Origin of the sequence: Rhizobium sp. RHZ01 (genome assembly GCF_014851595.1) — a bacterium.
Lineage (GTDB): Bacteria > Pseudomonadota > Alphaproteobacteria > Rhizobiales > Rhizobiaceae > Rhizobium > Rhizobium altiplani.
In genome coordinates this window covers 129,170-140,369 of the sequence record NZ_JACUZZ010000018.1, presented here as the reverse complement: position 1 = coordinate 140,369, position 11,200 = coordinate 129,170, and the positions used below count along the sequence as shown (strand labels likewise).

The window sequence follows — 11,200 nt, the reverse complement described above, 5'->3', positions numbered from 1 at the left end:
CGCCGGCCTTTGCCGTCAATCCGGACGAGGTTCTTGCCGATCCGGCGCTCGAGGCGCGCGCCCGGGCGATCTCCGCCGAACTGCGCTGCATGGTCTGCCAGAACCAGTCGATCGACGATTCCAATGCCGAGCTTGCCAAGGACCTGCGCCTGCTGGTGCGCGAGCGGCTGACCGATGGCGATACGAACGAACAGGTGATGAACTACATCGTCTCGCGCTACGGCGAGTTCGTGCTGTTGAAGCCGCGCTTCGAGACGAAGACGATCCTTCTGTGGGGCGCGCCGCTTCTGCTCGCCGTCGCAGGCGGCCTCTCGCTGATCGTCTTCGCACGGAAATGGGTAGGCCGGCCGACGGGCTCCAAGCTGACAGCCGAAGAACAGGCTCGCCTGAGAGAATTGCTCGACGAGTGATCCTACGACCGCCTGTGGAGGCGGCGGCGCACCACAGACGCGACAAGCACCCCCGTGAATGCCAGCACCACACTACCGGCGGCAATAGGTCCTGCCGATGGCGAATAGACGTCCATCATCGCGCCGACCGAGGACGAGCCCGCCGCGCTGCCGACAGCGTAGGCGAGGGCGAAGGCCGCACTTCCCGCGACAAGCGTGTCCCCGGCATAGCGCTCGCCGAGGATCGTCAAGGCGCAGGTGTAGAGCGAAAAACTAGCAGCGCCCATGATGCCGAACATCACCAGGATCGCCGCCTGCGACTGAAGAAACGGGATCGCGATGAAGCTCAGCCCGGCGAGCAGGCCGGAGCAGATGGCGACGCCAAAGCGCGAGGTCTTGTCGAGCAGCCAGCCGACGACAGGTTGGGCAAGCGCGGTCGGCAGCGCGAGCACCGTAACGCTGATGGCGGCGAACGCCTCGGAATAACCGAGCCGGACGAAATAGACGGGCATCGCCGCAATGGCGGCAATGTCGGCGAATGCAAATGCGACCACCATGCAGATCAGCATCGGTGCGCTTCTGACAAACTTGAAGAGCGCTCCCGAGGCGGCCTGCTCGGGAAGCGTCCGTGCTCTCCGGGTAAGGATGATCGTCAGGAAGGCGACGCAGGCGACGTAGACGGCAAGCAGGGCGAAGGCGAAGCCTTGCTCCGTGCCGAAGATCGGGATCACGAGCGGACCCGCGGCAAAGCCACCGCACATGCCGGCGCCGTAGAGACCGGAAACGCGCCCGCGCAGGCGGTCGGGACAGGCGGTGTTGAGCCAGGCCTCGCTCAACATGAAAATCAGGCTGACGAAGAATCCGAGAAAAAGTCGGGCGACGCACCACACCCAGAACGAGTCGAATGTTGCGAAAGTGGAGAGGCTGACGGCACAGCCGATGAGGCCTGCGACGATCAAGCGATCGCCGCGGACTTTTCGCGACAGCCACGTGACCGCAAACGTTGCGACAGCAAGGCCCGCCGCAAAGCAACCGGCGTTGAAGCCGATGAGGCTGGGTGCAACGTTACGATGCTCGAGGACCAGAGAAATCAGCGGGTAGGTCAGTCCCTGTGCAACCGCGAAGGCGGTGACACCGAAGATGACGGCTGCCAGCGCGGCAGTGTCGGGCGCAAAATCCTCCCCCGTGACCACATGGGCCATTGTCTCGTCCTCCTCCGGTTGTGGAAAGGAGGCTTATCGACTCACAGAGCCTTAGTCGAGGGCGAGATTGCTGCACGGATCGCAACGCGTCGTATTGCACATTACGAATTTTTCATCGGTCGGACAGTTCGCAGTAAGGTGTGCCGTCCTATATCTTGCTTCATCACCCGATCTGGTCATCCCGATCCTGTAGATGTTGAAGTCAAAGAAGGTGCACTCATGTTTAAGAATATCAAAGCTCCGTCGCTCAATACCGCGCTGAAGGCTTCGACCGTCGCCGGCCTTGCCGCTGCGGTGTTTGCGACCGGTATTCCCCTCGAAATCACCCGTTCTTATGCCGAAGCCGTAAAGGTTCAGGCCCCGTCTGTTCCTAGCTTCGCGAACGTCGTCGATGCGGTTTCGCCGGCAGTTGTTTCCGTGCGTGTCGAAAACCGTGTCAACCCCGTCGCCGATGACGAGGGCAACGGCTTCGCCTTCGACTTTAATGGCCGTGGTTTCGACGATCTTCCGGATGCCCTGAAGCCTTTCTTCCGCCAGTTCGGTGAGCAAGGTCCGCAGGGCCAGCAGGGCCGTCGTGGTCCGCAGGGTCACCATGGCCCGCAGGATGGCAAGGGCCGTCTGCGTCCGGTTGCCCAGGGCTCGGGCTTCTTCATTTCTGAAGACGGTTACATCGTCACCAACAACCACGTCGTTTCCGACGGCGCGGCATTCGTTGCGGTCATGAACGATGGCACCGAGCTTGATGCCAAGCTGATCGGCAAGGACCCCCGTACGGACCTCGCCGTCCTCAAGGTTGATGGCAAGGGCCGCAAGTTCACCTACGTCAACTGGGCCGATGACAACGGCGTTCGCGTCGGCGACTGGGTTGTCGCTGTCGGTAACCCCTTCGGTCTCGGTGGTACGGTAACGGCCGGTATCGTTTCGGCTCGTGGCCGCGACATCGGCTCCGGCCCGTATGACGACTATCTGCAGGTTGACGCTGCTGTGAACCGCGGCAACTCCGGTGGCCCAACCTTCAATCTCAGTGGCGAAGTCGTCGGCATCAACACCGCGATCTTCTCTCCGTCGGGCGGCAATGTGGGTATTGCGTTTGCCATCCCGGCGTCTACGGCCAAGGATGTCGTTGCTGACCTGATGAAGGACGGCCAGGTATCTCGCGGCTATCTCGGCGTGCAGATCCAGCCCGTCACCAAGGACATCGCCGACTCGCTCGGCCTTTCCGAGGCGAGCGGTGCGCTTGTCGTCTCCGCTCAGGCTGGTACGCCTGGTGAAAAGGCTGGCATGAAGGCAGGTGATGTGGTCACCGCCGTCAACGGCGAAACCGTCAAGGATGCCCGCGACCTCAGCCGCCGTATCGGCGCCATGACGCCCGGCAAGAAGGTCGAGCTCTCCGTCTGGCGTGCCGGCAAGGCTCAGTCTCTGACGGTCGAACTCGGAACGCTGCCCGCCGAACAGAAGGATGCTTCCGCTGACGACGGCGATCAGGCACCGGAAAGCCAGGCTCCTGCTTCCGAAAAGGCTCTGGCTGATCTGGGCTTGACGGTTGGTCCTTCCGAAGACGGCAAGGGTCTGCAGATCACCGGCATCGACCCGGATTCCGACGCGGCCGACAAGGGCATCAAGGAAGGCGAAAAGATTACCTCGGTCAACAACCAGGAAGTCTCCAACGCTGATGATGTCGTCAAGGTCCTGAACCAGGCGAAGAAGGATGGCCGCACGCGGGCACTCTTCCAGATCCAGTCGAAGGAAGGCAGCCGCTTCGTCGCCCTTCCGATCAATGGCCAGGGTTAATCCGCCAACCCTGACATAGGGGGGAGCCGCGCCTTCTGGGCGCGGCTCCTCCCTTTCGTCCATATCCGTAGGTGATCGCAATGACCTCTTCGCAACAGGAAGAAGCTTTGAGCCTTGCCGAAACGCAGCCGGCAGGTAATGTCGACCGCATGAAGATTCTCATTATCGAAGACGATCTCGAAGCAGCGGTCTACCTCACCAAGGCATTTCGTGAGGTTGGCATTGTGGCCGATCACGCGAGCGATGGCGAAAGCGGGCTCTTCATGGGCTCGGAAAACAGCTATGACGTGATCGTCATCGATCGTATGTTGCCGCGCCGCGACGGTTTGTCCGTCATCAGCGAATTGCGCCGCAAGGGAATTCATACGCCGGTTCTCATTCTCTCCGCTCTCGGCCAGGTGGACGACCGCGTGACGGGCCTCAGGGCGGGTGGTGACGACTATCTGCCGAAGCCTTATGCCTTCAGTGAACTTCTTGCTCGTGTCGAGGTGCTTGGCCGCCGCAAGGGCACGCCGGATCAGGACGTTGTCTATCGCGTCGGCGATCTTGAACTGGACCGGCTCGCGCATGAGGTTCGACGCGGTGGCAAGGAAATACCGCTACAGCCGCGCGAATTCCGCCTCCTCGAATATTTGATGAAGAATGCCGGTCAGGTCGTGACCCGGACAATGCTTCTCGAAAACGTCTGGGACTACCACTTCGATCCTCAGACCAACGTCATCGACGTTCATGTTTCGCGACTGCGGTCGAAGATCGAGAAGGACTTCGCCCAGCCGCTTCTCAAGACCATTCGCGGTGCGGGGTATATGATCAAGGACGAGGGATGAACCGCTTCTGGTTTCTCTTCAAGTCTACGGCAGTCCGCCTCTCGGCACTTTACATCCTGCTCTTCGCCATCTGCGCCGCGACGCTGGTCTTCTATGTGACCGCGATGTCCGAGCGGCTTCTGACCAACCAGATCCGCGAAGCCGTGCAGCAGGAGGTCGATCAGGTCCAGCGGGCCTATGATGCCGGCGGCATGAACCTTCTACTTCGGACGATGGAGCGTCGCGCGCGCCAGCCCGGTGCCAATCTCTATATCATTGCCGGTCCCTCGGGCGATATCCTCGCCGGAAACGTCGCATCTGTGCAGCCCGGGGTGCTCGATGAGGAGGGGTGGACCTCCATGCCCTTCACCTATCAGCGTTATGCGGAAAGCGGCATCAGTCGCCGGCACATGGCCGTTGCCAACATCTTCGTGCTGGACAACGGGTTGCGTCTGCTGATCGGCCGCGACCTCGGGGAGCCCGAGGCATTCCGCGGGCTGGTCCGGCAGGCGCTGATGATCGCGCTCGCGATCATGGGTCTCGGGGCGATCATCATCTGGTTCGGCATCGGTCGAAATGCCTTGAAACGCATCGACCGCATGTCCGATGCCAGCAAGAAGATCATGGCTGGCGACCTCTCGCAGCGTCTTCCAGTCGGCGGTTCCGGCGACGAGTTCGATCGCCTGTCTGTTTCACTCAATACGATGCTCGGGCGGATAGAGAAGCTGAACGAGGGATTGCGACAGGTCTCAGACAACATTGCGCACGACCTCAAGACGCCGCTGACGCGGTTGCGCAACAAGGCCGCCGACGCACTGGACACCAAGGACGGCGAGGTTCGACGCGTCGCGCTTGAGGGAATTATATCCGAGTCCGATCAGCTGATCCGTACGTTCAATGCACTGCTGATGATCTCGCGCGTCGAAGCGGGATCGGTCGCCGCAGAAATGTCGGCGGTCGACCTCTCGGCGATCGTGGCAGACAGCGCTGATCTCTATGAACCCGTCGCCGACGAAGCCGGGTTGGTGCTCACATCATCGATCCAGCCGGATATCGAGGTGCAGGGCAACCGCGAGCTAATCGGCCAGGCGATTTTCAATCTCATCGACAATGCCATCAAATATTCCTCGGACGCCGAGGGCCACGGCGATATCGCGCTGAAGCTGCTCCGTCGGGCCGATGGCATTTGCCTCTCAGTCGCTGATCATGGATCGGGAATCCCGGCCGAGAAGCGGGAGGATGTGCTGAAGCGCTTCGTGCGGCTGGATGAAAGCCGCTCCAAGCCCGGCACCGGCCTTGGCCTCTCCTTGGTCGAGGCGGTGATGGAACTGCACGGCGGGAAGCTGGAACTGTCCGATACCGATCCGCAAAATCAGGAAAAGCGCGGCCTCACGGTCAGTATGATCTTTCCGGTGAATTGCTCTCCGCGAACACGTTGACTACTGATTGAATTCTGTGTTGGCCATCGCTGCCACAGACCCTAGGTTAGATTCCAGTTGCCGGAAGTTCTGTGATTCTCCCCGGCGGTTCTCGGTTCTGTTCGCCAGGGAGGGTGCATGCTGACGGGTTCGAGGCATAGCCTTGTGGAAGTAGCCGACGGGCTGCTGAAACCGCTGAACAAGAGCGAGTTGAAGCTTGCCCAGACGGATCTTCAGAAGATCGGCAAAAGCGAACCTGCCGTGGCGGAGATGCTCAAGGCGGACGGCACGCTTCGCGACTTCATCACAACCGCACTGACCTTGTCTCCCTATCTACGCGAGATTGCCAACATCGATACGGCAATCGTCGCAACTGCGATTTCGGAGCCGTTGGAACCGCGCATCGAGGCGATGATCGCGGAGGCGCGTTCCTGCTGGAAGCCGGCAGCAAATGGCGAGGCGCCGAGCGAAGCGGAAGTCATGAGCCGCCTGCGCATCATCAAGCGCAAGGTCGCTTTCCTCGTCGCCCTGGCGGATCTGGCCCGAATTTTCGACGGTCGCGTGACGACCGGCTGGTTGAGCCGGCTCGCAGAAGCATCCGTCAGCGCGGCGATCGATCACCTTCTGCTTGCTGCTCACGATGGGGGCAAGGTAACGCTTAAGGACGTGACCGCGCCCAGTGAGGGCTCGGGGCTGATCGTTCTTGGCATGGGCAAGCTCGGCGCATCGGAGCTCAATTACTCATCGGATATCGATCTGGTCGTGTTCTTTGACGAACAGGCGGGGATCGTCGCAGATCCTGATGACGCGATCGAGATCTTTCCGCGTCTGATGCGGCGGCTCGTACGGATCATGCAGGAACGGACCGCCGATGGATACGTCTTCCGCACCGACTTGCGGCTGCGGCCGGATCCGGGATCGACGCCGCTTGCCATCTCGTTCGATGCGGCAATGATCTATTATGAGGGCAGAGGGCAGAACTGGGAACGTGCCGCTTTCATCAAGGCACGGGCGGTCGCTGGCGATATCCAAGCCGGCGAGCAGTTCCTGCGCGGGCTGGTTCCGTTCGTCTTTCGCAAGTATCTCGACTACGCTGCTATCGCCGACATCCATTCCATCAAGCGGCAGATCCATGCGCACAAGGGATATGGCGCAATCGCGGTCAAGGGCCATAACGTAAAGCTCGGTCGTGGCGGCATCCGCGAGATCGAATTCTTCGCGCAAACGCAGCAGTTGATCGCCGGCGGCCGGATGCCGGCACTTCGTTGCCGCGGTACCGAAGAGACGTTGGCGGAGCTGACAAAAGCGAAATGGATCGACGAGGAGACGCGCGACGAGCTGACCGAGGCCTATTGGTTCCTTCGCGACGTCGAGCATCGAATTCAGATGGTGCACGACGAGCAAACCCATCTTTTACCCGAGACCGAAACCGATCTGAAGCGCATCGCCTTCATGATGGGGTTCGACGACACGCCGAGTTTTGCCACGCGCCTGGTCGAGGTCTTCAAGACGGTCGAGCGGCGCTATGCCCGCTTGTTCGAACAAGAGACCAAGCTTTCAACAGAAACGGGCAATCTGGTGTTCACCGGTCAGGCCGACGATCCCGATACGCTGAACACGCTGCGCAAGCTCGGCTTCGAGCGCCCGTCCGACATTTCTCGCGTTATCCGCACATGGCACTACGGTCGCTACAAGGCGACGCAATCCGTGGAGGCACGCGAACGGCTGACTGAACTGACACCGGAGCTGCTGCGCGTGTTCGGGGAAAGCAACCGCGCCGACGAAGCGATCCTGCGCTTCGACAGCTTTCTCTCCGGCCTGCCCTCCGGCATTCAGCTGTTTTCGCTCCTTGGCAGCAACCCGGCGCTTTTGTCGCTCATCGTCAACATCATGTCCTCGGCGCCGAAGCTGGCAGAGGTCATTGCCGCCAAGCCGCATGTGTTCGACGGCATGCTTGATCCCGGCCTGATGGCGGAATTACCGACGCGATCCTATCTCGCCGAACGCATACGCGGCTTTCTCGCGCCCGCGCGGTACTATGAGGAGGTGCTCGATCGACTGCGCATCTTCGCGGACGAACAGCGCTTCCTCATCGGCATCCGGCTGTTGACCGGCGCGATCCGAGGCGCCATGGCCGGCCGCGCCTTCACGCATCTGGCCGATCTCGTCCTTGAGGCAGTGCTCGATGCCGTCATGAAGGAGATCAGGACGGCACATGGCGATTTTCCGGGTGGTCGTGTGGCTGTGGTCGGTATGGGTAAGCTCGGGACCTTCGAACTCACTGCAGGTTCCGACATCGATATCATCCTGCTCTATGATTACGACGATGAAGCCGCCGAATCATCGGGCCCCAAGCCTCTGGACTCGACGCGCTATTTCACCCGCATCACCCAGCGGCTGATTTCGGCGCTCTCGGCGCCGATGGCGGAGGGCGTGCTCTATGAGGTCGACATGCGCCTCAGGCCCTCGGGAAACAAGGGGCCGGTCGCCACCCGCATCAAGTCCTTCGAAAAGTATCAGCGCGAGGAAGCCTGGACCTGGGAGCATATGGCTCTGACGCGTGCCCGCCTCGTGTGCGGCGACAAGGAATTGATCAAGGAGGCTGAGCGGATCATCGCAGACGTGCTTCGTTCGAAGACCGACGCAGAGAAGATCGCCAAGGACGTGTCGGAGATGCGGGCCCTGATTGAGCAGGAAAAACCGCCGGCCAGCATCTGGGACCTGAAGCTCATTCCGGGCGGCTTGATCGACATCGAATTCATCGCGCAGTATCTGCGGCTCGTGGCCTCCACCAAAGGCATCGCCATCGAGGAGGACGACTTCAATACGGCAGGGCAGGTGAAGTTAGTCGGCGCGGAGCTGATGGACCGCGATGATATGGAACTCTGCCTAGCGACACTGTCGCTCTATACCGATATCTCACAGCTCATCCGCCTATGTATCGATGGCTTGTTCGAGCCGAAGGAGGCGCCGGCGGGCCTCATTGATCTTGTCTGCCGGGCAGCCGATTGCCCTGACATCAAGACGCTTGAGGGAGAGATCAAACGGCTCTCGAAAGCCATCAGGAAAGTATTCCAGATAGTTGTGAAAACTTAGCGGTCGCCGTTCGGGATGTGCAGGGAAATGACGGTGCCGATCGCCTCGCGCGAACGGATCTTCATTTTCCCGCCTTGAAGGATCGTCAGCGACCGCGAGATCGCGAGACCGAGGCCAGAGCCTCCCTTGCTTTTCGCGTACTGGTTTTGCACCTGTTCGAAAGGCTGGCCGATCTTGCCGAGCGCCGCGCGAGGGATGCCGATGCCGGTGTCGGCAATCGTCAGCATGACGCCGCTGCTGGTACGACGCGTGCGCACGGCGATGTGACCGCCTTCGTTGGTGAACTTCACGGCGTTGGAGAGCAGGTTCAGCAGGATCTGCTTCATGGCACGGCGATCGGCGGTCAACCGCATTCCATCGCAAAGGCGCTGTTCGACGAAGATGTTCTTTTGGGCGGCCGGGATTGCTGTGAAGCGAAGGCTTTCCTCGATGAGCGGCGCGAGATCGATCGTCTCGCACTCGAGCTTCATGTGGCCGGCCTCGATCTTCGACATGTCGAGAATGTCGCTGATGACGTTCAGGAGATGCTTGCCGCTGTCGTGAATGTCGCGGGCATATTCGTTGTACTTCGACGAGCCGAGCGGACCGAACATCTGATCCTGCAGGATCTCCGAAAAACCGAGGATTGCGTTGAGCGGCGTGCGAAGTTCGTGGGACATGTTTGCCAGGAACTCGCTCTTCGCACGGTTGGCGCCTTCCGCGCGCTCCTTCTCGAGCAGGTAGTTGGAGTTGGCGACAGAAAGGGCCGCCTTCTGGCTTTCCAGCGTCTGGCGGGAAGCGGAGAGGTCTCCGATCGTCGCCATGAGACGGCGTTCGGAGTCGCGCAGGCGCTCCTGGTTGCGCTTGAGCAGCGTAATGTCGGTGCCGACCGAAACCATGCCGCCGTCGCGCGTACGGCGCTCGTTGATCTGCAGCCAGCGCTCGTCGGCAAGCTGTACTTCGGTTGTGCGGGAATAACCGGAGCCATCTGCGTCGGCGATACGGCGTTCGATCACGGGGCGCGCGGCGGCAGCATTGACGACTGTGCGCTCGGTGCCGGGGACCAAGACGCTATCGGGAAGTCCGTACGCCTGCTGGAAGTGCGCGTTGCACATGACGAGGCGGTCGTTCTTGTCCCAGAGCACGAAGGCTTCCGATGTGCATTCGATGGCGTCGGCCAGTCGCTGATCGGCCTCGGCATAGCGCTGGGCGAGGCGATGCTGCTCGGTCACGTCCATCGCGATACCGATCATGTGGACGCGGCCGGAATTGGTGCGGATCACCTGCGCGCGAGCCCGCATCCAGACATAATGGCCGCCGGCATGCCGCATGCGGAAGATCTGGTCGACCTGGCCCGCATCACCGCGAGCGATTGACCGGGCGATTTCGTAGACGCCGCCGTCATCCGGATGCATCAGGCGGGCGGCATCGCTGAAGCACATCGTCCGGTCCGAGCCGGGAAGCCCAAGCATTTCGTACATCGAGCGCGACCAGTAAAATTCGCGGCGGTCGAAATCGAAGTCCCAGAGCCCACAGCGCCCGCGCGACAGCGCGGTTTCGACGCGAAGGTTCGACTCCAGAAAGGTATCGTCGGCATCGCGGGCGCGCTTCACCTGCATATAGTAGGCGTAGAGGATGACGAGCAGGATCGAGGAGATGCCTGCGAAGAGGGTCACGTTCAGCGTGACCTCGTCTCGCCAGAGCTTGCTGATCCGCTCCAACGACGTTGCCGCGATGACATAGCCGCCGGAGTTGCCGATGAGCGTGATTTCCGCGTAGTGCGGAAGCCCGCTGATTGTTGTCTCGATGACGCCAGCGCGATCGCCGAACCGGCGAACCGCCGAGATCTCTGAGAAGAAATCGCCGACGCTGGCGCCGAGGTAAGCCGAGCCGGCGGCAGTTGTGGCAAACACCTTGCCGCTTGGCTGCACGAGCAGCACGAACGCATCGTCATCCAGGCGGTCCTGCGGAAGGAAGCGCGCCAGCCGAGCCTGCGCCTGCGCGGCATCCGCGGTTTCGAAGATCCGGTTGGCATCGGCGAAGGCCGCGGCGGCGGTCGCGGCGGCAAGCGCGGTGGAGTGACGGGCAGCGGCTTCTGTCCGCCCGTATTCGGAGACCATTCCAAAGAAGTGTGACGCGGCTACAACCGTAAGGAAGGCTACGATCAGGATCGGAATAATTCGCTTCAGGACGATTTCGACCTGCGACAGGCTGCGCGAAGACGATGAAGTCATGGCGGAGCGGCGGACTGAAAAGCTGTCCCGCCAGGCCAGGAGGCCGTCGAAATCGACACGCAGCCGTCCCTCGGCTGCGGTTGCCCGCCGCACGTTCATCATCTCTTCAGCCTTGATCCCTCGTGTGATTCGCAGCGCCGCTCGCCCGAACCTAACTCAATGAATCACTGGTGATTCGCCTTGTCCAGAGGAAAAGGTAAAAATCTGTTAACCGATTCTAGATGCTGAATTTTCTTTGGCGGTCAGAAGGTCGCTGCGACCAGCGCAGCGGCCTTCGACAGCAAA

General features: G+C 61.1%; 7 protein-coding genes. 5 read left to right on the top strand and 2 right to left on the bottom strand.

Annotated elements, in window-relative coordinates:
- The coding region (locus tag IB248_RS19325) for a cytochrome c-type biogenesis protein (RefSeq protein ID WP_192241544.1) at positions 1–410 on the top strand (410 nt) is incomplete at its 5' end.
- Between the two features lie 2 nt (positions 411–412).
- Here the strand turns inward: IB248_RS19325 and IB248_RS19320 are convergent.
- A complete protein-coding gene (locus IB248_RS19320; protein ID WP_025659903.1) occupies positions 413–1,591 on the bottom strand; it encodes an MFS transporter in 1,179 nt (392 codons plus the stop codon).
- Positions 1,592–1,810: 219 nt separating this feature from the next.
- Between IB248_RS19320 and IB248_RS19315 the strand changes: the two genes are divergently transcribed.
- From IB248_RS19315 to IB248_RS19300, 4 genes are all read left to right on the top strand, one after another.
- Positions 1,811–3,382, top strand: coding sequence for a Do family serine endopeptidase (locus IB248_RS19315; protein WP_062374591.1), 1,572 nt, complete (start codon positions 1,811–1,813; stop codon positions 3,380–3,382).
- An 80-nt stretch (positions 3,383–3,462) separates the two neighbouring features.
- Positions 3,463–4,209, top strand: a complete 747-nt coding sequence (locus IB248_RS19310; protein ID WP_025659901.1) for a response regulator transcription factor — start codon at positions 3,463–3,465, stop codon at positions 4,207–4,209.
- The gene (locus IB248_RS19305; RefSeq protein WP_192241543.1) at positions 4,206–5,627 is read left to right on the top strand and encodes an ATP-binding protein; all 1,422 of its coding nucleotides are present in this window, start codon (positions 4,206–4,208) and stop codon (positions 5,625–5,627) included. Before IB248_RS19310 ends, IB248_RS19305 begins: the two co-directional genes overlap by 4 nt.
- Positions 5,628–5,744: 117 nt before the next feature.
- Positions 5,745–8,702 carry a bifunctional [glutamine synthetase] adenylyltransferase/[glutamine synthetase]-adenylyl-L-tyrosine phosphorylase gene (locus IB248_RS19300; RefSeq protein ID WP_192241542.1) on the top strand — a complete coding sequence of 986 codons (2,958 nt, stop codon included), beginning with the start codon at positions 5,745–5,747 and terminating at the stop codon, positions 8,700–8,702.
- On the opposite strand, the gene IB248_RS19295 is transcribed toward IB248_RS19300, so the two are convergent.
- Positions 8,699–11,017: a PAS domain-containing sensor histidine kinase gene (locus IB248_RS19295; protein WP_192241541.1), complete on the bottom strand. Its 2,319-nt coding sequence runs from the start codon at positions 11,015–11,017 to the stop codon at positions 8,699–8,701. The genes IB248_RS19300 and IB248_RS19295 overlap by 4 nt on opposite strands.
- Positions 11,018–11,200 lie beyond the last annotated feature (183 nt).

What these genes read in the sequence shown, in the direction of transcription:
- IB248_RS19315 (WP_062374591.1), top strand. Translation starts at nt 1,811, where the DNA reads ATGTTTAAGAATATCAAAGCTCCGTCGCTCAATACCGCGCTGAAGGCT.
- IB248_RS19320 (WP_025659903.1), bottom strand. Translation starts at nt 1,591, where the DNA reads ATGGCCCATGTGGTCACGGGGGAGGATTTTGCGCCCGACACTGCCGCG.
- IB248_RS19310 (WP_025659901.1), top strand. Translation starts at nt 3,463, where the DNA reads ATGACCTCTTCGCAACAGGAAGAAGCTTTGAGCCTTGCCGAAACGCAG.
- IB248_RS19300 (WP_192241542.1), top strand. Translation starts at nt 5,745, where the DNA reads ATGCTGACGGGTTCGAGGCATAGCCTTGTGGAAGTAGCCGACGGGCTG.
- IB248_RS19295 (WP_192241541.1), bottom strand. Translation starts at nt 11,017, where the DNA reads ATGATGAACGTGCGGCGGGCAACCGCAGCCGAGGGACGGCTGCGTGTC.
- IB248_RS19305 (WP_192241543.1), top strand. Translation starts at nt 4,206, where the DNA reads ATGAACCGCTTCTGGTTTCTCTTCAAGTCTACGGCAGTCCGCCTCTCG.